Source organism: Modestobacter excelsi, from assembly GCF_005930495.1.
In the GTDB taxonomy this organism is placed as follows: Bacteria; Actinomycetota; Actinomycetes; order Mycobacteriales; family Geodermatophilaceae; genus Modestobacter; species Modestobacter excelsi.
The window spans coordinates 42,051-67,905 of sequence record NZ_SJEX01000016.1; the positions used below are offsets into that span (position 1 = coordinate 42,051).

The following is a 25,855-nucleotide window of genomic DNA, read 5'->3' on the forward strand; positions in this document are numbered from 1 at the left end:
CGACGACGAAGGACAGTGAGCCTCGTGCGCACGTACTCCCCCAAGCCCGGTGAGATCACCCGGGCCTGGCACGTCATCGACGCCACCGACGTGGTGCTCGGTCGACTCGCCAGCCAGACCGCGATCCTCCTGCGCGGCAAGCACAAGCCCCAGTTCGCGCCGCACGTCGACGCCGGCGACTTCGTCGTCGTCGTCAACGCGGGCAAGGTGGCCCTCACCGGCTCCAAGCGGGACGTCAAGGTCGCCTACCGCCACTCCGGCTACCCGGGTGGTCTGCGCGCGATCAACGTCGGCGACGAGCTGAAGACCCGCCCCGACCGCGTCGTCGAGCGCGCCGTCAAGGGGATGCTGCCGCACAACACGCTGGGCCGGCAGATGCTCTCCAAGCTCAAGGTCTACGCCGGGCCTGAGCACCCGCACGCCGCCCAGCAGCCCCAGACCTTCGAGATCAAGCAGGTGGCCCAGTGACCAGCGCACTGACCGTGACCGACGCCGACGGGCGTCCCATCCAGACCGTCGGCCGCCGCAAGGAGGCCATCGTGCGGGTGCGTCTCATCCCCGGCACCGGCCAGTTCACGCTGAACGGCCGCACCATCGAGGAGTACTTCCCCAACAAGGTGCACCAGCAGCTCATCCGTGAGCCGTTCGTGATCCTGGAGAAGGGCGAGCAGTACGACGTCGTCGGCATCCTGCACGGTGGCGGCGTCAGCGGCCAGGCCGGTGCGCTGCGCCTGGCGATCGCCCGCGCGCTCATCGAGGTCGAGCCCGACGACCGCCCGGCGCTGAAGAAGGCCGGCTTCCTGACTCGTGACCCCCGTGTCACCGAGCGCAAGAAGTACGGGCTGAAGAAGGCCCGCAAGGCGCCTCAGTACTCCAAGCGCTGACCGGTACGTCTGTGGGTCGCCTGTTCGGGACCGATGGCGTCCGTGGCCTGGCCAATGCCGACCTGACGCCGGAACTGGCGCTCTCGGTGGCCCGCGCGGCTGCCAGCGTGCTCGCCGACCGCGACGGGACCTCGCGTCCCGTCGCGGTCGTCGGCCGTGACCCCCGCGCCAGCGGGGAGATGCTCGAGGCGGCCGTCGTCGCCGGCCTCGCCAGCGCCGGGGCAGAGGTGCTGCGCGCCGGCGTGCTGCCCACGCCGGCCATCGCCCACCTCACCGGCCGCACCGAGGCCGACCTCGGCGTCATGATCTCGGCCAGCCACAACCCGATGCCCGACAACGGCATCAAGCTGTTCAGCCGGGGCGGGCACAAGCTGCCCGATGCCGTCGAGGCCGCGATCGAGCAGCGCATCGCCGGCCGCGAGGGCATCGACCACCGCCCGACCGGCGCGGGCATCGGCCGGGTCCGTGACCTGGACGGCGCCGCCGAGGACTACACCGCCCACGTGCTGTCGGCGCTGCGCGAGCCGCTGCGCGGGTTGCGCGTGGTCGTCGACTGCGCGCACGGTGCCGCCTTCCGCGCCGCCCCCGAGGTCTACCGCCGGGCCGGCGCCCAGGTGCACGTCATCGGCGGCGAGCCCGACGGCTGGAACATCAACGACGGCATCGGCTCGACCCACCTGGGTCCGCTGAAGGAGGCCGTCGCCCGGCACGGCGCGGACATCGGCATCGCCCACGACGGCGACGCCGACCGCTGCCTGGCCGTCACCGCCCAGGGCGACGTCGTCGACGGCGACGCGATCCTGGCCATCTGCGCGCTCGCACTGCACGAGAGCGGCAACCTCACCGACGACACCGTCGTCGCCACCGTGATGAGCAACCTCGGCTTCCACCACACGATGCGGCAGGCCGGCATCGCGGTGCAGACGACGGCGGTCGGCGACCGCTACGTGCTCGAGGCGCTGCACTCCCGCGGGCTGTCCCTCGGCGGCGAGCAGAGCGGTCACCTCGTCTTCCTGGACTGGGCCACCACCGGCGACGGGCTGCTCACCGGCCTGGCGCTGCTGTCCCGGATGAGCGCCACCGGCGCCTCGCTGGCCGAGCTCGCCTCGGTGGTGCACCGGCTGCCGCAGACGCTGGTCAACGTGCCGGTCACCGACCGGCTCGCGGTCGCCGCGAGCGACGAGGTCGCCGCGGCGGTCAACGACGTCGAGGCCGAGCTCGGGGACACCGGCCGGGTGCTGCTGCGCCCCTCGGGCACCGAGCAGCTGGTCCGGGTGATGGTCGAGGCCCCCACCCAGGAGCAGGCCGACGCCGTCGCCGCGCGGCTGGCCGAGGTCGTCGCCGCCACGAGGTGACCACCTCCACCCCATCGTGTGAGGCTGTGACCCCCCAACCGCCGGTATCGTCGGGCGAATGTGCGGCATCGTGGGTTACGTCGGTCCGCAGGACTCCCTGGACGTCGTCCTGGAGGGCCTGCGCCGACTGGAGTACCGGGGTTACGACTCGGCCGGCGTCGCCGTCCTGTCCGACGGACGGCTGAGCACCGCCAAGAAGGCCGGCAAGCTGGCCAACCTGGAGAAGGTGCTCGTCGAGGAGGCGCTGCCGGCCTCGACGATCGGGATCGGGCACACCCGCTGGGCGACCCACGGTGGCCCGACCGACCGGAACGCGCACCCGCACGTGTCGGCCGACGGTCAGGTCGCCGTCGTCCACAACGGGATCATCGAGAACTTCGTCCCGCTGCGCGCCGAGATCGAGGCGACCGGCGTCGAGTTCTCCTCCGAGACCGACACCGAGGTGGTCGCCCACCTGCTCGCGGCGGTGTACGCCGGGACGCCGGCCGGGCCGGGCCGGCTGGCCGAGGCGATGCGCGCGGTCAGCCGCCGCCTCGAGGGCGCCTTCACCCTGGTCGCCTCGCACGCCGCCGAGCCCGACACGCTGGTCGCCTCCCGGCGGAACAGCCCGCTGGTCGTCGGCGTGGGTGACGGCGAGTACTTCCTCGGCTCCGACGTCGCCGCGTTCATCGCGCACACCCGCAACGCCCTGGAGCTCGGCCAGGACCAGGTGGTCGAGCTGCACCGCGAGCGCGGGGTGACCGTCACCGACTTCACCGGCACCGTCGTGCAGCCCACGGCGTACAGCGTCGACTGGGACGCCGCGGCCGCCGAGAAGGACGGCTTCGACTGGTTCATGCTCAAGGAGATCGCCGAGCAGCCCAAGGCGGTCGCCGACACGCTGCTGGGCCGGCTCAGCGACACCGGCGCGCTCGTCCTGGACGAGCTGCGGCTGACCGAGCAGGAGCTGCGCGACGTCGACAAGGTCTTCGTCGTCGCCTGCGGCACGGCCTACCACGCCGGGCTGATCGCCAAGTACGCCATCGAGCACTGGACCCGGATCCCGGTCGAGGTCGAGCTGGCCAGCGAGTTCCGCTACCGCGACCCAGTGCTGGACCGGTCCACGCTGGTCGTGGTGGTCAGCCAGTCCGGCGAGACGATGGACACGCTGATGGCGCTGCGGCACGCCAAGGAGCAGAAGGCCAAGGTGCTGGCCATCTGCAACGCCAACGGCTCGACCATCCCGCGGGAGTCCGACGCCGTCCTGTACACCCACGCCGGTCCCGAGGTCGCCGTCGCCTCGACCAAGGGGTTCCTGACCCAGGTCGTCGCCTGCTACCTGGTCGGCGCCTTCCTCGCCCAGGTCCGCGGGGTCAAGTACGCCGACGAGGTCGCCGCGATCGTCGACGACCTGCGTGCGCTGCCCGAGCAGGTGACCGAGGTGCTCGGCACCATGGAGCCGGTCCGCGAGCTCGCCCGGTCCCTGGCGACCGAGGACACCCTGCTCTTCCTCGGCCGGCACGTCGGCTACCCGGTGGCCCTCGAGGGTGCGCTGAAGCTCAAGGAGCTGGCCTACATCCACGCGGAGGGCTTCGCCGCCGGCGAGCTCAAGCACGGGTCGATCGCGCTGATCGACCAGGGCACCCCGGTCGTGGTGGTCGTCCCGTCGCCGCTGAGCCGCGAGTCGGTGCACGGCAAGGTGGTCAGCAACATCCAGGAGGTGCGGGCGCGCGGGGCGCGCACCATCGTGATCGCCGAGGAGGGCGACGAGGACGTCGTGCCCTTCGCCGACCACCTCATCCGGGTGCCGCGGACGCCGACCCTGCTGGCCCCGGTGGTCACCACCGTTCCGCTGCAGGTGCTGGCCTGCGAGATCGCCGCCACCCGCGGCCTGGACGTCGACCAGCCGCGCAACCTGGCCAAGTCCGTCACCGTGGAATGAGCACGGCCCCGGCTTCGACCAGGTGACCTGATCACCGGCCGTCCCCCTGCACCAGCGTTGGTGCGGGAGGACGGTCGTTGGTGCGGGAGGACGGCGGGACGACGACCAGGCAGACTGGCGGCGTGATCATCGGGGTCGGGATCGACGTGTGCCCGGTCGAGCGGTTCGCTGCGTCGCTGGTCCGGACGCCGGGGCTGCGGGACCGGCTGTTCACCGCCACGGAGCAGCTCACCCCGTCGGGCAGCGAGCGCAGCGGTGAGTCGTTGGCCGCCCGGTTCGCGGCCAAGGAGGCACTGGCCAAGGCCCTCGGCGCGCCCGGCCGGCTGCTCTGGCACGACGCCGAGGTGGTCGTGGGGGAGCGGGGGCGGCCGCACCTGGAGGTCCGCGGCACCGTCGCCGAGCGGGCCGCCGAGCTCGGCGTCACCTCCTGGCACGTGTCCCTCAGCCACGACGGCGGCCTGGCCTCCGCCGTGGTGATCGCCGAGGGCGGCACACCGTGACCGGGCTGTTCACCGCCGCCCAGGTGCGCGGCGCCGAGCGGGCCGCGATGGCCGGGCTCCGCCCGGGCGTGCTCATGCAGCGGGCGGCCGCCGGGCTGGCCGCGGTCTGCCTGCAGCTGCTGGGCCGCGCGCACGGCGTCCGGGTGGTGCTGCTGGTCGGGTCCGGGGACAACGGCGGTGACGCGCTGTTCGCCGGCGCCGTCCTCGCCGCCCGCGGGGCGCACGTCACGGCCGTGCTGCTCGCCCCCGAGCGTGCGCACGCCGCCGGCGTGACCGCTCTCCGGCGGGCCGGTGGCCGGTTCGGCGGAGCCGAGGCCCTCGCCCGGGCCGACCTGGTCCTCGACGGGGTCGTCGGCATCGGCGGCTCCGGTGGGCTGCGGGACGACGCGGTGGCGCTGGTGCACGCCGCGGTGGCCGGGCCCGGCCTGCTGGTGGCGGTCGACGTCCCGAGCGGTGTCGCCGCCGACACCGGGGACGTGCCCGGCGAGGCGTTCCCCGCCCAGCACACGGTGACCTTCGGCGCGGTGAAGACCGGGCTCGTCGTCGGCGCGGGCCGCGGGTACGCCGGCACCGTGCACGTGGTCGACATCGGGCTGGGACCGCACCTGCCCGCGCCGGACGCCGAGCAGCTCACCGACGCCGGCGTCGCCGTCCACCTGGACCCACCCGGCGCCGGTGACGACAAGTACTCCCGCGGCGTCGTCGGCGTGGTCGCCGGCTCGGCCACCTACCCCGGCGCCGGCGTGCTCTGCACCGGCGCCGCGCTGCGCGCCCGCCCGGGCCTGGTCCGCTACGCCGGAACCGCCGCCGAGGGCGTCACGGCGGCCTGGCCCGAGGCGCTGGTCACCTCCGGGCGGCCGGGATCCGCCGGCCGCGTGCAGGCCTGGGTCGTCGGACCCGGGATGGGCACCGACGACGCCGCCCGCAGCGTGCTCGCCGAGGTGCTGGCCACCGACCTCCCGGTGGTCGTCGACGCCGACGCGCTGACCCTGGTCGCCCGGCACCCCGCGCTGGTGGGGGACCGGACGGCGCCGACCGTGCTCACCCCGCACGACCGGGAGTTCGCCCGGCTCTTCGGGGAGGTGGGCACCGACCGGGTCGCCGCCGCCCGCCGCGGGGCCGGCGCACTCGGCTGCACGGTGCTGCTCAAGGGCGACGCCACCGTGGTCGCCGACGCCGGGGGCAGCACCTACGTCAACGCCACCGGCACCTCGTGGCTGGCCACCGCCGGCACCGGCGACGTGCTCGCCGGCGTCCTCGGCGCGTTCCTGGCCGCCGGGCTGCACCCCGCGGAGGCGGCGGCGGTCGCCGCGCACGTCCACGGCAGGGCCGGGCAGCTGGCCGCCGAGCAGGGCCCGCTGATCGCCGGTGACCTGGTCCGGTCCCTGCCACGGACGCTCGCCCGGCTGCGCGGCGCCGCCGGCTGATCCCGGCCGCCTGGGAGAGTGGGGCCGTGACACAGGTGCAGCAGGGGCTCGACAGCCGGGCCGAGGTGGTCGTCGACCTGGACGCGATCGCGGCCAACACCGCCGCGCTCCGCGAACGCGTGGACCGCCCGCTGATGGCGGTCGTCAAGGCCGACGCCTACGGGCACGGCCTGCTCCCCGCCGCCCGGGCGGCGCTCGCCGGGGGCGCCGACGCCCTCGGGGTGACGGTGCTGGAGGAGGCCCTGGCGCTGCGCGCGGCCGGGGTCACCGCACCGCTGCTGTCCTGGCAGCACGCGCCGGGGGAGGACTACGCCGCCGGGCTGGCCGCGGACGTCGAGCTGTCGGTGAACGCCGAGTGGGCCCTCGCCGAGGTGGTCGACGCGGCGCGGGCCACCGGCCGCACCGCCCGGGTCCAGCTGTTCGCCGACACCGGGCTCTCCCGTGAGGGCGCCACCCCGGAGGCCTGGCCCGGCCTGGTGGCCGCAGCCGCCCGGGCCCAGTCCGGGGGTGAGGTCACCATCACCGGGTTGTGGAGCCACCTGGCCTACGCCGACGCCCCCACCCACCCGACCATCGGCGCCCAGGTGCGGGTGTTCGAGGAGGCGGTGGCGCTCGCCCGGCGGGCCGGCCTGACCGAGGCCCGCCGGCACCTGGCGAACTCCGCGGCCACCATCGCGCTGCCGGGGACCTGGTACGACATGGTGCGCCCGGGGGTCGCGGTCTACGGCCTGGACCCGCTGGGCGGCGACCCCGCGCAGTACGGCCTCCGCCCGGCGATGACCGTGCAGGCCCGGGTCGCGCTGACCAAGCGGGTGCCCGCCGGCACCGGCGTCTCCTACGGCCACACCTACGCGACGGGCGCGGGGACGACGCTCGCGCTGGTCCCGGTCGGCTACGCCGACGGCGTGCCCCGGGCCGCCGGCAACCGGGCCCCCGTGCTGGCCGCCGGTGCCCAGCGGACCATCGCCGGCCGGGTCTGCATGGACCAGTTCGTGCTCGACGTCGGCGACGACCCGATCGCGCCCGGCGACGCGGTCGTGCTGTGGGGCGCCGGTGACCACGGCGAGCCGACCGCCCAGCAGTGGGCCGACGTGCTGGACACCATCCACTACGAGCTCGTCACCCGGGTCGGTGGCCGCTTCCGCCGCCGCCACGTCGGCACGGCGGGGCTCGCCTGATGGCCCGCACGGGGAGCCGCGTCGACCACCACCTCGGCCGCACCGCCGGCCTGATCGGTGCCGCCGTCGGCCTGGCCGCCGCCGGCACGGCCGTCGGGGTGGCGGTCACCCGCTCGGCCACCTCCGCGGTGCGGGCCAACCAGCTCGCCGGACAGGAAGGGGACGACGGCCGGCCGATCGCCGCCGTGCCGGCCGGTGAGCTGCGCCAGCAGGACCCGCTGGGCACCGCGAGCCGCACCGCCGACCGGACGGCGCTGGTCCAGGCCGACGACGGGGTGCTGCTGTCGGTCGAGGAGATCGGGCCGCTCGACGCCCCGCTGACCGTCGTCTTCGTGCACGGCTACGCGCTGTCGATGGCGTCCTGGACGTTCCAGCGCCGCGACCTGGCCGCCGAGGTGGCCACCGCCAACGGCCACCGCCCCCGCGCCCGGCTGGTGTTCTACGACCACCGGGGGCACGGCGGCTCCGGCCGGGGCGACGCCGCGCACGCCACCATCGACCAGCTGGCCGCCGACCTGGAGACGGTGCTCGACGCGCGCGTGCCGCGCGGGCCGGTGGTGCTGGTCGGGCACTCGATGGGCGGCATGACCGTGCTGACCCTGGCGCAGCGGCGACCGGAGCTCTTCGGCACCCGGATCGCCGGCGTCGCGCTGGTCTCCACCTCCAGCGGCAACCTCGCCGACCTCGACTTCGGCCTCCCGCAGCTGCTGACCCGGTTGCGTGCCGCCGTGCTGCCGGTGGCCGCCTGGACCATGCGGCGCCGTCCGGTGTTCGCCGAGCACACCCGCAAGCTGGCCAAGGGGATCGTCTCGGCGGCCACCTGGTCGCTGTCGTTCTCCTCGACCGACGTCGACCCGGCGCTCGGGCGCTACGTCGACGCGATGATCGGCGGCACGCCGGTCGACGTCATCGCCGAGCTGTACCCGGCCATCGCCGGCCTGGACGCCAGCGGGGCGATCGAGCCGCTGCGCCGGGTGCCGACCCTGGTGCTCACCGGTGACGCGGACAAGATGATCCCGGCGGCGCACAGCGAGGAGCTGGTCGGTCAGTTGGGGCGGGCGGGGGACGCTCCGGTGGAGTTCGTCGTCGTCCCCGGCGCCGGGCACCTGGTGCTGCTGGAGAAGCCCGCCGAGGTCACCGCCGCGCTGTCGGAGCTGCTCCGCCGGGTCGCTGCTGAGCGGGGGTCCGTGCGGTCCAGCTGACCGCCGTAAGGTGCGGGGGTGGCCGCCCTCCGACCGCCCCCGCTCGACGCCGCCGCCGGCCAGGTCGCCCGGACCGCTGCCGCGGCACCGGACTGGGGCACGCTGGCCGGGGTCGCCCGGTCCTGCGTCGCCTGCCCGGAGCTCGCCGCGACCCGGCAGCACGTCGTCGTCGGCGACGTCCCGACCGGCGGCCGGCCCCGGCTGGTGCTGATCGGCGAGGCGCCGGGCGCCACCGAGGACGAGACCGGCCGGCCGTTCGTCGGCAGGTCCGGAGCGCTGCTGGACCAGCTGCTCGCCGAGGCGGGGCTGGACCGCGGTCAGGCCGCGGTCCTCAACATCGTGAAGTGCCGGCCGCCCGGCAACCGCACGCCGAAGACGCCCGAGGTGGCCCGGTGCAGCGGCTGGCTGCGCCGCCAGCTCGAGCTGCTGGACGCCCGGGTGGTGGTGGCGCTGGGGCTGTCCTCGGCGAAGTGGTTCCTGGGTCCGCGCACGAAGCTGGCCGAGGTGCGCGGCCGGCCGCACGAGGTCGACGGGCGGGCGGTCTGGGCGACCTACCACCCGTCGGCGGCGATCCGGTTCGGGCCGAACGGTGCCCCGCGCGCCGCCCTGCTCGCCGACCTGACCGCCGTGGCCGGGACGCTGTGAGGCGCGACCGCGAGCTGCCCACGATCGCCGACACCCAGGCGTTCGGCCGGGAGCTCGCCGCCCTGCTGCGCCCAGGTGACCTCGTCGTGCTGGCCGGTCCGCTGGGTGCCGGGAAGACGGCGCTGACCCAGGGCATCGGGGCCGGCCTGGGCGTGCGGGGGCCGGTCACCTCGCCGACGTTCGTGCTGGCCCGGGTGCACCGTGGTGGCCGGGTCCCGCTGGTGCACGTGGACGCCTACCGGCTGGCCGGCATGGCCGACGTCGACGACCTGGACCTCGACGCCACCACCGAGGAGGCGGTGACCGTCGTGGAGTGGGGGCACGGCCTGGTCGAGCAGCTCGCCGACGAGCACCTCGTGGTCGAGCTGGACCGGCGGGACGACGACGTCCGCACCGCCCGGCTCGTGCCCATGGGCCCCGGCTGGGAGCAGCGGCTGGCCGACGCGGCCTAGGCTGGGGAGTCGTGCTCGTCCTCGCCCTCGACACCGCCACCCCGACCCTCGTCGCCGGCGTGGCGCGCTGGTCGGCCGATCAGGGCGTGCAGGTGCTCGCCGAGCGCGCGCTCCCGTCGGGCAACCGGCACGCCGAGCTGCTCACGCCCACCATCCGCGAGGTGCTCGCCGAGGCCGGCGTGCGCACGCGCGACCTCGGCGCCCTGGTCGTGGGGCTGGGGCCCGGCCCCTTCACCGGCCTGCGGGTGGGCATCGTGACCGCCGCCGCCCTCGGGGACGTCGCCGGACCGGTCCACGGCGTCTGCTCGCTGGACGCGATCGGCGACGGCGCCCGCTCGGTGGTCACCGACGCCCGGCGCAAGGAGGTCCACTGGGCCGTCTACGACGCCGACGGCCAGCGGACCGCCGGACCGGGCGTCGACCGGCCCGAGGACGCCCCGGTGACCGAGCCGGTGGTGGGCGACGTCCGGTTCGCCGAGCGGCTGGGCCGCCCGGTGGCCGCGGCCGAGGTGACGACGGCGGGGCTGCTGCGCGCCGCGGCACCGCAGTTCGACCGGCCGCCCGCGCCGCTGGAGCCGCTGTACCTGCGCCGTCCGGACGCCGTCCCGCCGGCCGCGCGCAAGGCGGTGAGCCGGTGACCGTGACGCTGCGACCCATGACACGGGACGACCTCGGCACGGTGATGCGGCTCGAGGAGGAGCTCTTCGCACCCGACACCTGGACCCGGTCGATGTACCTGGAGGAGCTGGGGCTGCGGGACACCCGCCGCTACCTCGTCGCCGTCGACGGGGACGAGGTGGTCGGCTACGCCGGGCTCATCGCCTATCCGGACGAGGCGCACATCGCCACCATCGGCGTCACCACCGCCCGGCAGGGCGAGGGCATCGGCGGGACGCTGCTGGACGCGCTGCTGGCCGAGGCCGACCGGCGCACCCCGGTGGTGCTGCTGGAGGTCCGCGCCACCGACGAGGCCACCCAGCGCCTGTACCGGCGGCGCGGGTTCACCCCCATCGGCGTCCGTCCGAGCTACTACCCGCTGAGCGGCGAGGACGCCGTCGTGATGCGCCGGGAGGTGCTGCGGTCATGAGCCGGCCACTGGTGCTGGGGTTCGAGACCTCCTGCGACGAGACCGGGATCGGCCTGGTGCGCGGGCAGACGCTGCTGTCCGACGCGCTGGCGACGTCGATGGCCGAGCACGAGCGCTTCGGCGGCGTCGTCCCGGAGATCGCCAGCCGGGCGCACCTGGAGGCGATGGTCCCGACGGTGCACAAGGCGCTGTCCGACGCCGGGGTGGGCCTCGGCGACGTCGACGCGATCGCGGTGACCGCCGGACCGGGGCTCACCGGGGCGCTGCTGGTCGGCGTCGCGGCGGCCAAGGCCTACGCGCTCGCCCTCGACGTGCCGCTGTACGGGGTCAACCACCTCGCCGCGCACGTCGCCGTCGACGAGCTGGAGCACGGCCGGCTGGCCGAGCCCTCGATCGCCATGCTCGTCTCCGGTGGGCACAGCTCGCTGCTGCTGGTGCCGGACCTCGCCCAGGACGTGCAGGAGCTCGGCCGCACCATCGACGACGCCGCGGGGGAGGCCTTCGACAAGGTCGCCCGGGTGCTGGGGCTGCCCTTCCCGGGCGGCCCGCACATCGACCGCGCCGCCACCGAGGGCGACCCGGGTTCCATCGCCTTCCCCCGCGGCCTGACCGGCCCGCGGGACGCGACCTACGACTTCTCCTTCTCCGGCCTGAAGACGGCGGTCGCCCGCTGGGTCGAGGCCAGGGAGCGGGCCGGCGAGCCGGTGCCGGTGGCCGACGTGTCCGCGGCGTTCCAGGAGGCGGTCGTCGACGTGCTGACCGCCAAGGCGGTGCGGGCCTGCCGCGACCACGGCGTGGACCACCTCGTCATCGGCGGCGGGGTGGCGGCGAACTCGCGGCTGCGGGCGCTGGCGCAGGAACGCTGCGACGCCGCCGGCATCGTGCTGCGGGTGCCCAGCCGGCGGTTGTGCACCGACAACGGCGCCATGGTGGCTGCGCTGGGTTCCCGGCTGGTCGAGGCGGGCGTCGCGCCCTCGGACGTCGACCTGGGCGCGGACAGCTCTCTGCCGATCGAGGTCGTCTCCCGCTGAAGCAGGCCCCGTCCCCCTCACCCCTCGCAAGCTCGGGGCGAGCCTCTGGACGGGGCCTGGCAGAGCAGCACGGTGGGGGCGCCGGCGACGCGGGTGACGACCACGACCGCCGTCGCCCCGCCCGGGCCGCGGAGCTGCCGGGCCAGGGTCTCCGGCTCGATGGGGGAGCCCCGCTTCTTCACCGTCACCCGGCCGATGCCCCGGCTGCGGAGCAGCGCCTTGAGCTTCTTGAGGTTGAACGGGACGACGTCGGTGACCGGGTAGGAGGTCACCCACGGGGGGACGGCGGGGGAGTCGCCGGTCAGGTAGGCGATCGTCGGGTCGACCAGCGTCGCACCCAGCTCTACGGCCACGACGGCGACCAGGCCGGACCGGATCACCGCCGGGTCGGGCTCGTGCAGCCAGCCCCGCACCGGACCGACCGGGGCGCCACCCGGGTCGGCGTCGGCGGTCAGCTCGTGCACGACGCCGTCCCGGCCGACGACGGTCGCCCGGCGCCAGGTGGCCGACGGCGCGGAGCCCCACAGCAGCGCCTCGACGATCGAGCCGCCGACGGAGACCCACTCCGCCTCGACACCGGCCGGCACCCGGTCGTGGTCGAGCCCCGGCGCCACCTTGACCACGGTCTGCGGGACGGTGGCCAGCAGGTGCTGCACCGTCGACCACGGTGGTGACCACCGGTCCGGGTCCAGGAGGCGACGGCCGCCGGCGCGGCGGGCGGGGTCGAGGACGGCGGCGTCGCAGCCGGCCACCCGGCCGCCCTCGGCCGCGGCCACCAGGTCGACGACGTCGGCGTCGCGCACCTCGACGTCGGTGAACCCGAGTGCGGCGGTGTTGAGCCGGGTGAGCTCCCGGGCGACCGGGTCCCGGTCGACGGCCACCACCCGGGCGCCGGCCCGGGCCAGCGCCATCGTGTCGGTGCCCGCCGCGCACCCGAGGTCGGCGACCGACGCGGCACCGGCGGCGAGCAGCCGCGCGGCGCGCCGGTCGGCGAGGACGGGACGACCGGCCTGCTCGAGGGTGTCGCCGGTGAACAGCAGCCGGTCGGTGTCGGCGCCGAACGCCGGCCGGGCCTTCTCCCGCTGCCGGGCCGTGCCCCAGGCCGGACCGGCCAGCTCGACGCCGACCTCGCCGCGCAGCCGGGCCAGCGCCGTGACGGCGTCGGTGCGTGCCGCCAGCAGCTCCGCGGCCCGGGTCAGCGCCGCCCGGCCGGCGGGGGTGGCCAGCGCCTGCAGCTGGCGCACCGTCTCGGCGGCCTGCACAGGGGCTCCGGAGTCGGCGGCGGGCACCTGCACAGCCTGGCCCATCAGGTGGAGGACGGCGCCGGGGACCCGGTTGAGCAGCTGGCACTCACGTGGGTAGAGTGCCAATCGACACGGGTTGGACCTGACCCCCGCGACGGCAGGTCCGACCCCCGTGCCACAGCATCAGCACCACCTCACCAGTCCGTCGACACCGAAGGGGGCGTCACATCGTGACGACCGCTACCAAGGTCAACATCAAGCCGCTCGAGGACCGCGTCGTGGTCCAGGCCAACGAGGCCGAGACCACGACCGCCTCCGGTCTGGTCATCCCGGACACCGCCAAGGAGAAGCCCCAGGAGGGCACCGTCATCGCGGTCGGCCCCGGCCGCGTCGACGACAACGGCAACCGGGTCCCGCTCGACGTGAACGTCGGCGACGTGGTCATCTACTCGAAGTACGGCGGCACCGAGGTGCGCTACGGCGGCGAGGACTACCTCGTCCTCTCCGCGCGCGACCTGCTCGCCGTCGTGGAGAAGTGACCTCGCTCCACCGCTGAACCAGCACGACACCGCCCCGGCGACCCGAACCACCGGGTCCCGGGGCGGTGGTCGTCTGCCCCCCGTACTCCCCGAACCACTCTCGAGAGGTCTGGCAATGGCCAAGATCATCCTGTTCGACGAGGACGCCCGGCGCGCCCTCGAGCGCGGCGTCGACAAGCTCGCCGACGCCGTCAAGGTCACCCTCGGCCCCCGCGGGCGCAACGTGGTCATCAACAAGAACTTCGGCGCCCCGACGATCACCAACGACGGCGTGACCATCGCCCGTGAGATCGAGCTCGAGGACCCCTACGAGAACCTCGGCGCCCAGCTCGCGAAGAACGTCGCCACCAAGACCAACGACGTCGCCGGCGACGGCACCACCACCGCCACCGTGCTCGCCCAGGCGCTGGTCCACGAGGGCCTGCGCAACGTCGCCGCGGGCGCCAACCCGATGACCGTGGGCCGCGGCATGCGCGCGGCCGTCGACGCCGTGCACGAGGCGCTGGACAAGGTCGCCGTCCCGGTCGACGACCGCAGCGCCATCGCCGGTGTCGCCACCATCTCCGCCCAGGACGCCACCGTCGGTGAGCTCATCGGCGAGGCGTTCGAGCGCGTCGGCAAGGACGGCGTCATCACCGTCGAAGAGGCCAACGGGATGGACACCGACCTCGACGTCACCGAGGGCGTGCAGTTCGACAAGGGCTACCTCTCGCCCTACTTCGTCACCGACTCCGAGTCCATGGAGGCCGTCCTCGAGGACGCCCTCGTGCTGCTGGTGCAGGGCAAGATCGGCGCGCTGGCCGACCTGCTCCCGCTGCTGGAGAAGGTGCTGTCGACCGGTGGCCGCCCGCTGCTGATCGTCGCCGAGGACGTCGAGGGCGAGGCGCTGTCCACCCTGGTCGTCAACTCCATCCGCAAGACCATCAAGGTCGTCGCGGTGAAGTCGCCGTACTTCGGTGACCGGCGCAAGGCGTTCATGGCCGACCTCGCCGTCGTCACCGGCGGCCAGGTGGTCAGCGAGGACGTCGGCCTCTCCCTGGAGAACGTCGGCCTCGAGGTCCTGGGCACCGCCCGCCGGGTGAGCGTGACCAAGGACGACACCACGCTGGTCGACGGCGGCGGCACGTCCGAGGGCATCTCCGACCGGGTCGCGCAGATCCGTCGCGAGATCGAGGACACCGACTCCGACTGGGACCGCGAGAAGCTGCAGGAGCGGCTGGCCAAGCTGGCCGGCGGCATCGCGGTCATCCGGGTGGGTGCGGCCACCGAGGTCGAGATGAAGGAGAAGAAGCACCGGATCGAGGACGCCATCGCCGCCACCCGCGCCGCGGTGGAGGAGGGCGTCGTCCCCGGGGGTGGCTCCGCGCTCGTGCACGCCGCCGAGGCGATCGACTCCCTGGACCTCGCCGGCGACGAGCTGGTCGGGGCCCGGTCGGTCCGCAAGGCCATCGACTCGCCGCTGTCCCTCATCGCCTCCAACGCGGGGTTCGAGGGCCCGGTCGTCGTCGGCCGGGTGCGGGAGCTCGGCATCGGGCAGGGCTTCAACGCCGCCACCGGGGAGTACGGCGACCTGGCCGCCCAGGGCGTCATCGACCCGGTCAAGGTGACCAAGGCCGCGCTGGCGCACGCCGCGTCGATCGCCGCGATGGTGCTGACCACCGACTCGGCGATCGTGGACAAGCCCGCGGAGGACGAGTCCGACGGCAGTGGCCACCACACCCACGGCCACTCGCACGGGCACGGGCACAGCCACTGACGGAAGGACCCCGCTGCCCCCACCCCTCGCACGCTCGGGGCGGGACCCTGCAGCGGGGCCGTTCCGGCACGTCACGTGACCGGGCTCCTGCCCCCGTCGCCTCAGGGCGGCGGGGGCAGGTCCGTCCCGGTGCAGGTCACCGGCTCACCCCTGGGGTGAGACCCCCTGTGCTGCAAGGCTCAAGTTGTCCGATCCTGTGCCGATGTGGTCGGTGTGAAGCAGGACGAAGAGGTCGGTGACCGCAGCGTGCCGACCCTGTGGACGGTGCCGGCGGTGAGCGACACCGCCGTCGCTGCGCTGTCCGCCATCCTGGACGACCTGGAGTCCTTCTCCCGCTTCGACTCCGCCGCCGCGGCCGCGGCCGAGCGGGCCGAGCAGGCGCTGACCACCGCCCGCGAACTGGGCCTCGTGGAGTTCGAGCTGCGCGCTCAACTGGTGCAGGCAGACCTGGTGCGCCGACGCGGGAACGTCGCCGAGGCCGGTCGGGTCGCCCAGGACGTCCGGCGCTGGGCAGCGGACCACGACTCCCGTCATCTCCTGGCGCGCAGCAACCACCTGCTCGCCGCGGTGTTCCAGGAGCTCGGCGACCTGTCCGCCGCGCTGGAGCACGCGGTGCAGGCGATCGACCTGCTCGACGAGGACGCGGTGCCGGCGCTGCGGATCGACCACCTGGCCCGGATGGCGGACTGCCTGGGGCTGCAGGGCGACCGCGGTGCGCGCGAGCGCTACGTCGAGGTGCTGCAGCTGGCCGAGGAGCAGGGCGACGTCGAACGGCAGCTGCTGGTCCTCAACAACCGCTCCTACGTCGAGATGCTCGCCGGGGAGTTCGAGACCGCCCTCGGCCTCGCCACCCGGCTGCAGACCCTCGCCCGCGAGCACGGTGTCGCGTTGAGCATCGGCGAGCTGGACACCGTGGCCCGGGCGCTCATCGGGCTGGGCCGGCTGGCGGAAGCCGAGGCGGTCCTGCTGCCCGGACGCAGTCCGGAGCTCCTCGACGCCTCCCCGGACGGCGACGCCGGCGCCGACTTCCTGCTGACCCTGGCCGAGGTCCAGCGCCGCCAGGGGCGTGTGGCCCAGGCCCAGGAGACCCTCGACGAGTGCGTCCGCCGGTGCGAGGCGAACGGCCTCACCTCCATCCGGGTCCGGGCCCGCCGCGAACAGGCCGAGCTGCACGCGGCCGGGGGGCACTTCGAGGCCGCCTTCGCCGAGCACAAGCTCTACTCCCAGGAGGCGCTGGACCTGCAGTCCGCCCAGCGCGACGCGCGCGCCCGGGCGCTGCAGGCGATGTACGAGACCACCGAGGCGCGCCGGCAGAGCCGCCGTTACCGCGAGCTCTCGCTGCGGGACCCGCTGACCGGGCTCTACAACCGGCGCTTCGTCGACGAGCAGTTCCCCCGGCTGCTGGAGGCGATCGCCGGCACGGAGGAGGCCATCGCCGTGGCGCTGCTCGACCTCGACCACTTCAAGCGCGTCAACGACACCTTCTCCCACGACGTCGGTGACCAGGTGCTGCGCATCGTCGCCGACCTGCTCGAGCAGGCGACGCCGGCGGCCGACGCCGGCGGCTCGTTCGCGGCCCGGATGGGTGGGGAGGAGTTCCTGCTCGTCCTGGTGGGGGCCGATCCGGCCACCGCGGCCCGGCAGCTGGAGGACGTCCGGCGCTCGGTCGCCGCCCACCCGTGGGGCGAGCTGGTGCCCGGTCTGCCGGTCACCATCAGCGCGGGCCTGGTGAGCACGGTCGGCGTGCTCCGGCAGGTGGAGGCTCCCTGCCTCGTGCTTCAGACCCCGGCAGCGATGGCCGCGGGCTCCGCGGCGATCAGGCGTGCCCGCTCCTCTTCGCTCATCCCGCCCCAGACCCCGTAGGGCTCGCGGACCGACAGCGCGTGCTGCAGGCAGGACTCCAGGACGGGGCAGCGTCCGCAGACCGCCTTGGCGGCTGCCTGCCGCCGAGCCCGGGCCGGCCCGCGCTCGCCGTCGGGGTGGAAGAAGAGCGACGTGCTCTCGCCCCGGCAGCTGCCGTGCAACTGCCAGTCCCACACCTCGGCGACGGGGTTGGGCAGTCGGCGGATGTCAGCCATTGGACCTCCTCGGCTCAGGTGCACCGGGGGGTCTGCCCGGTCACTTCCGGGCCGATGCCCGCTGCCGACGAGGCGCAAACACGACCCTGTGCGCTCGTGCTGCGGAAACCGGCCGGATGTGCCTGTCCGTCGGCACACCCCGTCCCGGTCCCACGGGCCTCACCCGCCGGGGTGACGACCGCTGTCCAGCAGCTACGCAGGGGATCAAGGTGATCACAGGGAGTGCCGACCACGGTGAGGTGGGGGACACCCGACACCCGTCCGGGACACCGGTCGACGTCGGCACCCCCTGGGCACGGGGGCAGTCCCGTTCCCAGCACCCGCCCGGGCGACGCCCGGACGGTACGTCGCCGGCCCGGCCGGCGCAGACGGGAGCAGCGGTGATCGAGGACAGGATGCGCGGCAACGGCAACGGCGGGACTGTGGTCTGGGTGTTCGACGAGCGACGCCGGGTCCGCGACGAGGTCGCCGGTCGGCTGCTCGCACTGCCCTTCGTCAGCCGGGTCGAGGCGGTCGGTGACGCGGTGTCGCTGCGCACCCGGCTGGACAACCGCCTCCCGGACGTCCTGCTCGTGGGCACCCAGCGCGCCACCGACAGCGGGCTGTCCGTCGCCACCCAGGTGCTGCGGTCGCACCCCTCGCTGCCGGTGCTGCTGCTCGGCGCCCCCGACGACGCGGAGACCGTCCGCGCCGCGGTGGCCCTCGGCGCCCGCGGTTACCTCCGCTGGGACGCCAGCCCGCTGGAGCTCGGCCTCGGCCTGTCCCGCACCGGCATGCGCCCGGAGCTGACCGGGCGCCCCCAGCTCGCCCCCGTGCCGCGCGCCCCGCAGCACGCCGTCGCCGTGGCCGGTGGCGGTGCCGCGCCGGCCGGCCCCTCGCCGTGGGGTGGTGCCAGCCCGCTGGCCGCGGCCGCCCCGACCACGGTCCGCTCGACCGTCCCCGAGACGCCGCAGGTCGCGCTGTCCATGCGCGAGATGCAGGTGCTGACCGGCATGAGCCAGGGCAAGAGCAACGCCCAGATCGGGCGTGAGCTCTACCTGTCCGAGGACACCATCAAGACCCACGCCCGCCGGCTGTTCCGCAAGCTCGGCGCCAAGGACCGCGCCGAGGCGGTCGCCACCGGCTTCCGCCGCGGGATGATGTCCTGACCTGACCCACTCGACGGGCCTGAGCCGCCCTGCCGACCGTCGAGCCGGGGCGTGACCCGGCTACACCGCCGAGGCGGCGGCTCCAGCACACCCAGCGCTCGCTGACAGGCCGTCGTCCACCGGACGCCGGCCTGTCCACGTCCCGGCTCGTGGACCGTGCCACGGCGGTCCGCGGCCCATGGGTCCGGCTGCGCCGGGGGTCGTTCGTGACCACTGCCGACCTCGCGGTGCTGGAGGAGGACGGTCGGCGACACGATCTCGACGTCCGGGTCGTGACGACGGCGCTCGCCCGGCCGGGTGCGGCGCTCAGCCATGGCACGGCTGCCCGCCTCTGGCGCCTGCCCCTGCGGGTCGGGCTGGCCCCGGAGGTCCGGCTGGTCGACCGCACCGCTGGCGCAGCGGTCCCGGCTACGTGAGGGCCCGGGCCGAGCTCCCGGACGTCGAGGTGACCGAGGTGGGCGGCCACCGGTTCACGACGCCGACCCGCACCCTCGTCGACACGATCCGTGAGTGGTCCGAGCTGCCGGCGGTGGTCGCCCTGGACGCCGCCCTGCTGCGCGGGCTGGTCACCCCGGAGGAGCTGCGCGGGACGCTGGATCGCCGCCGGTTCCGCGCCGCCGGGCTCGGCCGCGAGCTCGCCTCACCCGGGCCCGCGACTCGGGCACTCCGTGCCGTGCCGCGTGCCCCGTGACGGGGGGCGGGTGCGCCTCGACCTCGCGCCGAGCGGGTCCTTCGTCAGTCGTCGCGGGCGTGCTTGCCGCCGGCGCTGCCGTGCCGGCCGCTGGGTTCCTCGCGCTCGGCGAGCGCGGCCACCCCGTCGGCGTAGCCGCTGGCGTAGTCCCAGCTGACGTAGTCGTCGGGGTCGGGGTCGAACGGCGGCTCGTGCCGGCCGGTCTGGCCCTCGTCGAGCAGCTGCCGCAGGTTGGCCTGCATGAGTGCCCAGTCGACGTGGTGTTCCTCGTCGCAGTCCGGGCAGTCGACGACGATGCCCTTGACCCCGGTCGGCTCCAGCAACGTGCGGAAGACCTCCAGCTCGGCGAGGTCGTCGAGCACCCCGGCGCGCTCCTCCATGGTCAGCGGCGGCTGCCCCGACCGGTCGTCCGGCCCGAAGTCCGGGTCACGGTCAGGTGAAGCGCCGAATGCGTCGTCCCACGCGTCCACGTGTCCTCCTTGCCGGGATGGCCGGCGTGTTCGGCGTTGCTGGTCGCTCAGCAGTCGGGGCGGGCGTGCCCGCCAACCCACAACGGTAACGGGGGGACGGCCTCCCGGGGGGTCCGCCTACCATCAACACGTTCCCTGCGCCGTCTGCGGCGCTCCCACCGAAGAAGTCGAGAGGGTGGCGGCACATGCAGCCCGACGAGCGCGTACCCGAACTGCCGGCCAAGTTCGCCCCGCTGGGCCTGACCTACGACGACGTCCTGCTCGTCCCCGGGCCCTCGGACATCGTGCCCACCGAGGTCGACACCAGCACCCGGCTGACCCGGGGCATCCGGCTGGCCATCCCGCTGGTCTCCTCCGCGATGGACACCGTCACCGAGTCGCGGATGGCGATCGCCATGGCCCGCGCCGGTGGCATCGGCGTCCTGCACCGCAACCTCGCCGCCGAGGACCAGGCCGGTCAGGTCGACCTGGTGAAGCGCTCCGAGGCGGGCATGGTCACCAACCCGGTCACCTGCTCCCCGGAGAACACCCTCGCCGAGGTCGACGCCCTCTCCGCCCGGTACCGGATCTCCGGCGCCCCGGTGGTCGACGCCGACGGCGTGCTCGTCGGCATGGTCACCAACCGCGACATGCGCTTCGAGACCGACCAGGACCGCCTCGTCCGCGACGTGATGACGCCGATGCCCCTGGTCACCGCCCCGGTGGGCGTCGACCCGGAGGACGCCCTCGCGCTGCTCAAGCAGCACAAGATCGAGAAGCTGCCGCTGGTCGACCCCGCCGGCCGGCTGCGCGGGCTGATCACGGTCAAGGACTTCGTCAAGCGCGACCAGTTCCCGAACGCCACCAAGGACGTCGACGGCCGGCTCACCGTGGGGGCCGCCCTCGGCGTGGGCGAGGACGCCTACAAGCGGGCCGGGCTGCTCGTGGACGCCGGGGTCGACGTGCTCGTCGTCGACACCGCCCACGGTCACCAGCGCGCGGTGCTGGACATGGTCGCCCGGGTCAAGAAGGACTTCGCGAACGTCGGCCACGGCGTGCAGGTCGTCGGCGGCAACATCGCCACCCGGGGCGGCGCCCAGGCGCTCATCGACGCGGGCGTGGACGCGGTCAAGGTCGGTGTCGGGCCGGGCTCGATCTGCACCACCCGGGTGGTCGCCGGCGTCGGCGTCCCGCAGGTCACCGCCATCTACGAGGCCAGCCTGGCCGCACGTCCGGCCGGGATCCCGGTGATCGCCGACGGCGGTCTGCAGTACTCCGGCGACATCGTCAAGGCGCTGGTCGCCGGCGCCGACACGGTGATGATCGGCGGCCTGTTCGCCGGCGTCGAGGAGGCACCGGGCGAGCTGGTGTTCACCAACGGCAAGCAGTACAAGACCTACCGAGGCATGGGCTCGCTGGGCGCGATGCAGAAGCGCGGCAACCAGTCCTTCAGCCGGGACCGCTACTTCGCCGACGACGTCCTCTCCGACGACAAGCTGGTGCCCGAGGGCATCGAGGGCCAGGTGCCCTACCGTGGCCCGCTGTCCGGGGTCGCCCACCAGCTCGTCGGCGGTCTCCGGGCCGGCATGGGTTACGCGGGCACCGCCACCGTCGCCGAGCTGCAGGACCGCGGCCAGCTCACCCGGATCACCTCCGCCGGGCTGACCGAGAGCCACCCGCACGACATCCAGATGACCACCGAAGCCCCCAACTACCGAGGTCGGTGACCCGTTGCCCGTACGTGACAACGTCGAGATCGGCCTGAACCGCTTCGCCCGCCGGGGTTATGACCTGGACGAGGTGTCGATCGTCCCCTCGCGGCGCACCCGCGACCACGACGACGTCTCGACCTCCTGGCAGATCGACGCCTTCCGGTTCGACATCCCGCTGGTCACCAGCCCCAGCGACGCCGTGGTGAGCCCCGCGACCGCGGTCGCCGTCGGCCGGGCCGGTGGCCTGGGGGTGCTCAACGCCGAGGGTCTGTGGACCCGGTACGACGACCCCACCGACGTCTACCGGCAGCTCCGCGACGCCGCGTCACCGGAGACGGGTCCGCCGACGGCGCTGCTGCAGCAGGTCTACGCCGAGCCGGTCAAGCCCGACCTGGTCACCGCGCGGATCAAGGAGATGCGCGACTCGGGTGTGACGGCGGCGGTGCGCGTCTCCCCGCAGCACACCGTGCAGCTGGCCCCGACGGTGCTGGCCGCCGGGGTCGACCTGCTGGTCATCCAGGGCACCATCGTCTCCGCCGAGCACGTCACCAAGGGCGGGGAGGCGCTGAACCTCAAGGAGTTCATCGCCGACCTCGACGTCCCGGTGATCGTCGGCGGGGCCGCGGACTACCAGACCGCGCTGCACCTCATGCGCACCGGCGCGGCCGGCGTCATCGTCGGCGTCGGAGCCGACAGCTGGTCGACCGCCGACGCCGTCATGGGCATCCGGGTGCCGCTGGCCAGCGCCATCGCCGATGCCGCCGCGGCCCGCCGCGACTACCTCGACGAGACCGGTGGCCGGTACGTGCACGTCATCGCCAACGGCCGGATCGAGACCAGCGGCGCGATCGCCCGCGCGCTGGCCTGCGGCGCCGACGCCGTCCAGGTGGGGGAGCCGCTGCGGGCCGCCGCCGACGCGCCGGGCGGCGGCGTGTGGTGGGACTCGGTCGCGGCGCACCCGCGGCTGCCCCGCGGCGGCACGTCCGCCCCGGCCACCCCGCGGGGGACCCTCCAGCAGGTGCTGCTCGGCCCGGCCGAGGCCGCCGACGGGCGCACCAACCTCTTCGGTGCGCTGCGCCGCACGATGGCCAAGACCGGCTACCGGGACCTGAAGGAGTTCCAGCGGGTCGACCTGGTCCTCGGGGGCAACGGCGCCGGTTCCTCCGCCGCTGAGGGGCACCTGCTCGGATGAGCATGGACTTCCCGACCGTCCTGGTCGTCGACTTCGGGGCGCAGTACGCCCAGCTCATCGCCCGCCGGATCCGCGAGGCCGGGGTCTACTCCGAGCTCGTCGGCTCCGACGTCCCGGTCGAGGAGCTGCTGGCCCGCAAGCCGGCGGCGATCGTGCTCTCCGGTGGACCGTCCAGCGTGTACGCCGAGGACGCCCCGCAGGTGGACCCGACGGTGTTCGAGGCCGGGGTCCCGGCCTTCGGCATCTGCTACGGGTTCCAGGCGATGGCGGCCAGCCTCGGCGGCACCGTCGCCCGCACCGGCGACCGCGAGTACGGCGGCACCCCGCTGACGGTCACCACCCAGGGCCGGCTGTTCGGTGACCTGCCGAACGAGCAGTCGGTGTGGATGAGCCACGGGGACGCCGTCAGCGCCGCGCCGCCCGGGTTCACCGTCACCGCCACGTCGACCGGCGCACCGGTCGCGGCCTTCGAGGACGTCGACCGGCGGCTGGCCGGGGTGCAGTTCCACCCCGAGGTCAAGAACACCCCGCACGGCCAGACGGTGCTCGAGCACTTCCTCTTCGACATCGCCGGCCTGCAGCCGAGCTGGACGATGGCCAACGTCGTCGACGAGCAGGTGGCGATGGTCCGCGAGCAGATCGGCGACCGGCGGGCCATCTGCGGCCTGTCCGGCGGCGTCGACTCCGCGGTCGCGGCCGCGCTCGTCCAGCGCGCCATCGGGGACAGGCTGACCTGCGTCTACGTCGACCACGGGCTGATGCGGCAGGGCGAGACCGAGCAGATCGAGCGGGACTTCGTCGCCGTCACCGGTGCGGACCTGCGGGTCGTCGACGCCAGCGAGCAGTTCCTGGCGGCGCTGGCCGGGGTCAGCGACCCCGAGCAGAAGCGGAAGACCATCGGCCGGGAGTTCATCCGGGTCTTCGAGCAGGCCGCCCTCGACGTCGTCTCCGAGGCCGAGGAGCACGGCGAGACCGTCGACTTCCTGGTGCAGGGCACGCTCTACCCCGACGTCGTCGAGTCCGGCGGCGGCACCGGGACGGCGAACATCAAGAGCCACCACAACGTCGGCGGGCTGCCCGAGGACCTCACCTTCACCCTGGTCGAGCCGCTGCGCACGCTGTTCAAGGACGAGGTGCGCGAGGTCGGCCGCCGGCTGGGGCTCCCGGACACGCTGGTCCAGCGCCAGCCGTTCCCCGGGCCCGGGCTGGGCATCCGGATCGTCGGCGAGGTCACCCGGGAGCGGCTGGACGTGCTGCGCCAGGCCGACGCGATCGCCCGCGAGGAGCTCTCCGCCGCGCACCTGGACACCGAGATCTGGCAGTGCCCGGTGGTGCTGCTGGCCGACGTCCGATCGGTCGGCGTGCAGGGCGACGGCCGGACCTACGGCCACCCGATCGTGCTGCGTCCGGTGTCCAGCGAGGACGCGATGACCGCGGACTGGACCCGGCTGCCCTACGACGTGCTGGCGCGGATCTCCACCCGGATCACCAACGAGGTCGCCGAGGTCAACCGAGTCGTGCTCGACGTGACGAGCAAGCCGCCGGGCACCATCGAATGGGAATAAGGACCCCGTCCTCCCCACCACTCGCAAGCTCGCGGCGGGCCCCGGGACGCGGCCTGACCGGCCCTCGCTGGGGCTCGGTCCGGGCACCAGAGCCACGGGGGTGAGCCTGCATGTCACCTTCCCCCTGCCCGACGTGCCAGCACGTCCTCCGTGACGACGAGGGCCCGGGGAGCTCTCGCTCCCCGGGCCCTCGTGGGTCCTGCTCCTCAGTGTTCCGTCGTCAGCGCCGGTGGCGGGCTCGGCGGAGCTCGTTGAACAGCAGGCCGACGCCGGCGCCGATCAGCAGGATCCAGGCGATGCCGTGGCCGAACCAGTCGACGGAGACGTCCACGCCGGACATCAGCAGCACCGCCAGTGCGATGAAGAGCAGGCCCGCGATGAGCGAGACGGCGTCGACCGGTCGCCGGACTGGAGGCGCCGGGGTCTCGGGCGACGGCGTGGTCTCCGGCTCGGGCAGCAGGTTCTCGTGCCAGCGGGTGGGCGTTGTCGGGAACTCGCTGTAGTCAGCCACGGGACACCTCCACGTCACCGGCACCGGAGTCGATGGTGATGCGGAACTCGGGCTGCCCGTCGCCGGACCAGGGGGCGCCGAAGCCGGGGAACCTGCCGCTGTCGGAGTTGTCCCCGAACAGGTCGGTGTCACCGATGCCGGTGTGCGAGGTGACCTGGACGTCGGCGGAGCGGGGCACGAGCACCTCGACGTCCCCGATGCCGTGGTCGATCCGGGTCACGATCGGCGAGGTCAGGTCGGTCAGGTCGACGTCCCGCAGGTCGATGGTGAGGTCGCCGGCGGCGTGCTCGTAGACCCCCTCGACGGCGGACGCCGTGGCGGGCCGGTAGGTGCGGTCACCGACGTCGCCGTTCGGCAGGTCGATCGAGGTGACGGCGGCCAGGGCAGCGGCGAGGACGACGCCCAGCCCGATGAGACCGCCCTTGGCGCCGCGGCCGACGCCGGTGAGCGCACCGACCACCAGGCCCACGCCCACCACCAGCAACGCCGTGCCCAGGAAGCCGCGGGCGCCGAGGTCGAGGTCGGTGAACTGGGTGAGCAGGACGCCCAGCCCGATCACGATGAGCAGCGCGGCGACGGTCACGCCGGGGACCGCCGACCGCGGGCCGGTGCGGACCCGCTCCGCGGCGCTCGGGTCACCGGGACGGGCGGGCGGCCCGGCCGGCATGAGCAGCCAGAGCAGCACGTAGATGATCAGGCCGCTGCCGCCGGCGAGGGTGAGCGCGATGGCACCGACCCGCCACAGCAGGGCGTCGACGCCGGTGTACTCGGCGAGGCCACCGGCGACGCCGCCGATCACCTTGTCCGAGCGGCTGCGGCGCAGCTGCGGTCGGGGCGCCGGACCGCTGGGCGGCGGGGGAGGCCAGGAGCCCCACGGCTGGTCCGGGACCGGCGGGGGAGCGGAGGGAGGGAGTGCTGAGGTCATGGCACCAGCCTGCTCACCGGATCCCGCCGGCGGTATCAGGGAACGCCCCGGTTCGACCCTGATCCTCCGGCCTGACCCTGCGGTGCGGGCCGCACCCGTCCGGCACACGACGAGGACCGGGGGCGGACGCCACCGTGGCGTCCGCCCCCGGTCCTGGGGGACTGCTGGAGAGGGGTCAGCTCCGGGCCTCCGGAGCCGGCATGAGCAGCCAGAGCAGCCCGTAGACCAGGATGCCGGTGCCCCCGCCGGCGAGGGTCAGGGCCACGAAGGCCACCCGCCACAGGACGGCGTCCACACCGGTGTGCTCGGCCAGCCCGGCGGCGACGCCGGCGATCTTCTTGTCGGTGTTGCTCCGGGCCAGGC

At 74.5% G+C, this 25,855-nt stretch carries 28 protein-coding genes; 22 read left to right on the plus strand and 6 right to left on the minus strand.

What is annotated here, in order from left to right:
- Nucleotides 1–24 precede the first annotated feature (24 nt).
- From rplM to tsaD, 13 genes are all read left to right on the plus strand, one after another.
- Nucleotides 25–468, plus strand: a complete 444-nt coding sequence (rplM, locus tag FHL80_RS08095) for a 50S ribosomal protein L13 (RefSeq protein WP_138732924.1) — start codon at nt 25–27, stop codon at nt 466–468.
- Complete coding sequence (gene rpsI, locus FHL80_RS08100; protein ID WP_138732925.1) at nt 465–884, plus strand: 30S ribosomal protein S9; 420 nt, start codon at nt 465–467, stop codon at nt 882–884. Before rplM ends, rpsI begins: the two co-directional genes overlap by 4 nt.
- A gap of 11 nt (nt 885–895) precedes the next feature.
- Nucleotides 896–2,239: a phosphoglucosamine mutase gene (glmM, locus tag FHL80_RS08105; protein ID WP_138732926.1), complete on the plus strand. Its 1,344-nt coding sequence runs from the start codon at nt 896–898 to the stop codon at nt 2,237–2,239.
- A gap of 58 nt (nt 2,240–2,297) precedes the next feature.
- Nucleotides 2,298–4,160: a glutamine--fructose-6-phosphate transaminase (isomerizing) gene (glmS, locus tag FHL80_RS08110; RefSeq protein WP_138732927.1), complete on the plus strand. Its 1,863-nt coding sequence runs from the start codon at nt 2,298–2,300 to the stop codon at nt 4,158–4,160.
- 122 nt (nt 4,161–4,282) lie between these two features.
- A complete protein-coding gene (locus FHL80_RS08115) occupies nt 4,283–4,660 on the plus strand; it encodes a holo-ACP synthase (RefSeq protein WP_138732928.1) in 378 nt (125 codons plus the stop codon).
- Nucleotides 4,657–6,087, plus strand: coding sequence for an NAD(P)H-hydrate dehydratase (locus FHL80_RS08120; protein ID WP_138732929.1), 1,431 nt, complete (start codon nt 4,657–4,659; stop codon nt 6,085–6,087). Before FHL80_RS08115 ends, FHL80_RS08120 begins: the two co-directional genes overlap by 4 nt.
- 26 nt (nt 6,088–6,113) lie before the next feature.
- Nucleotides 6,114–7,265 carry an alanine racemase gene (alr, locus tag FHL80_RS08125; protein ID WP_138732930.1) on the plus strand — a complete coding sequence of 384 codons (1,152 nt, stop codon included), beginning with the start codon at nt 6,114–6,116 and terminating at the stop codon, nt 7,263–7,265.
- Nucleotides 7,265–8,467 (plus strand): alpha/beta fold hydrolase, encoded by a 1,203-nt coding sequence (locus FHL80_RS08130; protein ID WP_138732931.1) that lies wholly within the window; start codon nt 7,265–7,267, stop codon nt 8,465–8,467. Before alr ends, FHL80_RS08130 begins: the two co-directional genes overlap by 1 nt.
- An 18-nt stretch (nt 8,468–8,485) precedes the next feature.
- Entirely contained in the window at nt 8,486–9,112 is a 627-nt protein-coding gene (locus tag FHL80_RS08135) for a uracil-DNA glycosylase (RefSeq protein ID WP_138732932.1), read from the plus strand.
- Nucleotides 9,109–9,564, plus strand: a complete 456-nt coding sequence (tsaE, locus tag FHL80_RS08140) for a tRNA (adenosine(37)-N6)-threonylcarbamoyltransferase complex ATPase subunit type 1 TsaE (protein ID WP_138732933.1) — start codon at nt 9,109–9,111, stop codon at nt 9,562–9,564. Before FHL80_RS08135 ends, tsaE begins: the two co-directional genes overlap by 4 nt.
- Before the next feature lie 11 nt (nt 9,565–9,575).
- A complete protein-coding gene (gene tsaB, locus FHL80_RS08145; protein ID WP_138732934.1) occupies nt 9,576–10,202 on the plus strand; it encodes a tRNA (adenosine(37)-N6)-threonylcarbamoyltransferase complex dimerization subunit type 1 TsaB in 627 nt (208 codons plus the stop codon).
- 2 nt (nt 10,203–10,204) lie between these two features.
- The gene (gene rimI / locus FHL80_RS08150; RefSeq protein WP_342777328.1) at nt 10,205–10,651 is read left to right on the plus strand and encodes a ribosomal protein S18-alanine N-acetyltransferase; all 447 of its coding nucleotides are present in this window, start codon (nt 10,205–10,207) and stop codon (nt 10,649–10,651) included.
- Nucleotides 10,648–11,682 carry a tRNA (adenosine(37)-N6)-threonylcarbamoyltransferase complex transferase subunit TsaD gene (gene tsaD / locus FHL80_RS08155; RefSeq protein WP_138732936.1) on the plus strand — a complete coding sequence of 345 codons (1,035 nt, stop codon included), beginning with the start codon at nt 10,648–10,650 and terminating at the stop codon, nt 11,680–11,682. Before rimI ends, tsaD begins: the two co-directional genes overlap by 4 nt.
- Before the next feature lie 17 nt (nt 11,683–11,699).
- On the opposite strand, the gene FHL80_RS08160 is transcribed toward tsaD, so the two are convergent.
- The gene (locus FHL80_RS08160; RefSeq protein WP_246078540.1) at nt 11,700–13,052 is read right to left on the minus strand and encodes a THUMP-like domain-containing protein; all 1,353 of its coding nucleotides are present in this window, start codon (nt 13,050–13,052) and stop codon (nt 11,700–11,702) included.
- Nucleotides 13,053–13,156: 104 nt separating this feature from the next.
- Between FHL80_RS08160 and groES the strand changes: the two genes are divergently transcribed.
- The 3 genes from groES to FHL80_RS08175 all read left to right on the plus strand — a co-directional run bounded on the left by groES (nt 13,157) and on the right by FHL80_RS08175 (nt 17,084).
- A complete protein-coding gene (gene groES / locus FHL80_RS08165) occupies nt 13,157–13,465 on the plus strand; it encodes a co-chaperone GroES (protein ID WP_014742799.1) in 309 nt (102 codons plus the stop codon).
- 115 nt (nt 13,466–13,580) lie between these two features.
- Nucleotides 13,581–15,221 (plus strand): chaperonin GroEL, encoded by a 1,641-nt coding sequence (groL, locus tag FHL80_RS08170; RefSeq protein WP_138732937.1) that lies wholly within the window; start codon nt 13,581–13,583, stop codon nt 15,219–15,221.
- A gap of 213 nt (nt 15,222–15,434) precedes the next feature.
- Complete coding sequence (locus FHL80_RS08175) at nt 15,435–17,084, plus strand: diguanylate cyclase (protein ID WP_246078541.1); 1,650 nt, start codon at nt 15,435–15,437, stop codon at nt 17,082–17,084.
- On the opposite strand, the gene FHL80_RS08180 is transcribed toward FHL80_RS08175, so the two are convergent.
- Nucleotides 17,000–17,299, minus strand: a complete 300-nt coding sequence (locus FHL80_RS08180; RefSeq protein WP_014742796.1) for a WhiB family transcriptional regulator — start codon at nt 17,297–17,299, stop codon at nt 17,000–17,002. The genes FHL80_RS08175 and FHL80_RS08180 overlap by 85 nt on opposite strands.
- A gap of 380 nt (nt 17,300–17,679) precedes the next feature.
- Here FHL80_RS08180 and FHL80_RS08185 point away from each other — a divergent pair, with 380 nt between their 5' ends.
- The 3 genes from FHL80_RS08185 (at nt 17,680) to FHL80_RS08195 (ending at nt 19,138) form a co-directional block, all read left to right on the plus strand.
- Nucleotides 17,680–18,447 (plus strand): response regulator transcription factor, encoded by a 768-nt coding sequence (locus tag FHL80_RS08185; RefSeq protein ID WP_138732938.1) that lies wholly within the window; start codon nt 17,680–17,682, stop codon nt 18,445–18,447.
- Between the two features lie 206 nt (nt 18,448–18,653).
- Nucleotides 18,654–18,863, plus strand: coding sequence for a hypothetical protein (locus tag FHL80_RS08190; protein ID WP_138732939.1), 210 nt, complete (start codon nt 18,654–18,656; stop codon nt 18,861–18,863).
- Complete coding sequence (locus tag FHL80_RS08195; protein WP_138732940.1) at nt 18,860–19,138, plus strand: hypothetical protein; 279 nt, start codon at nt 18,860–18,862, stop codon at nt 19,136–19,138. Before FHL80_RS08190 ends, FHL80_RS08195 begins: the two co-directional genes overlap by 4 nt.
- A gap of 44 nt (nt 19,139–19,182) precedes the next feature.
- Here the strand turns inward: FHL80_RS08195 and FHL80_RS08200 are convergent, their stop codons facing one another.
- Nucleotides 19,183–19,608 carry a DUF5319 family protein gene (locus FHL80_RS08200; RefSeq protein WP_138732941.1) on the minus strand — a complete coding sequence of 142 codons (426 nt, stop codon included), beginning with the start codon at nt 19,606–19,608 and terminating at the stop codon, nt 19,183–19,185.
- 185 nt (nt 19,609–19,793) lie between these two features.
- On the opposite strand from FHL80_RS08200, the gene guaB reads away from it, so the two are divergent.
- Genes guaB through guaA form a run of 3 tightly spaced genes read left to right on the plus strand, consistent with a single transcriptional unit; the run spans nt 19,794 to nt 24,056 of the window.
- Nucleotides 19,794–21,314, plus strand: a complete 1,521-nt coding sequence (guaB, locus tag FHL80_RS08205) for an IMP dehydrogenase (protein ID WP_138732942.1) — start codon at nt 19,794–19,796, stop codon at nt 21,312–21,314.
- A 4-nt stretch (nt 21,315–21,318) separates the two neighbouring features.
- Entirely contained in the window at nt 21,319–22,491 is a 1,173-nt protein-coding gene (locus tag FHL80_RS08210) for a GuaB3 family IMP dehydrogenase-related protein (RefSeq protein WP_138732943.1), read from the plus strand.
- Nucleotides 22,488–24,056, plus strand: a complete 1,569-nt coding sequence (gene guaA / locus FHL80_RS08215) for a glutamine-hydrolyzing GMP synthase (RefSeq protein ID WP_138732944.1) — start codon at nt 22,488–22,490, stop codon at nt 24,054–24,056. Before FHL80_RS08210 ends, guaA begins: the two co-directional genes overlap by 4 nt.
- A 220-nt stretch (nt 24,057–24,276) precedes the next feature.
- Here guaA and FHL80_RS08220 read toward each other — a convergent pair whose 3' ends face one another.
- The 3 genes from FHL80_RS08220 to FHL80_RS08230 all read right to left on the minus strand — a co-directional run.
- Nucleotides 24,277–24,567, minus strand: coding sequence for a hypothetical protein (locus FHL80_RS08220; RefSeq protein ID WP_138732945.1), 291 nt, complete (start codon nt 24,565–24,567; stop codon nt 24,277–24,279).
- On the minus strand, nt 24,560–25,492 hold the full coding sequence (locus tag FHL80_RS08225; protein WP_138732946.1) for a PspC domain-containing protein: 933 nt from the start codon (nt 25,490–25,492) through the stop codon (nt 24,560–24,562). Before FHL80_RS08225 ends, FHL80_RS08220 begins: the two co-directional genes overlap by 8 nt.
- A 175-nt stretch (nt 25,493–25,667) precedes the next feature.
- A partial coding sequence (locus FHL80_RS08230; protein ID WP_138732947.1) for a PspC domain-containing protein occupies nt 25,668–25,855 on the minus strand: 188 nt, incomplete at its 5' end.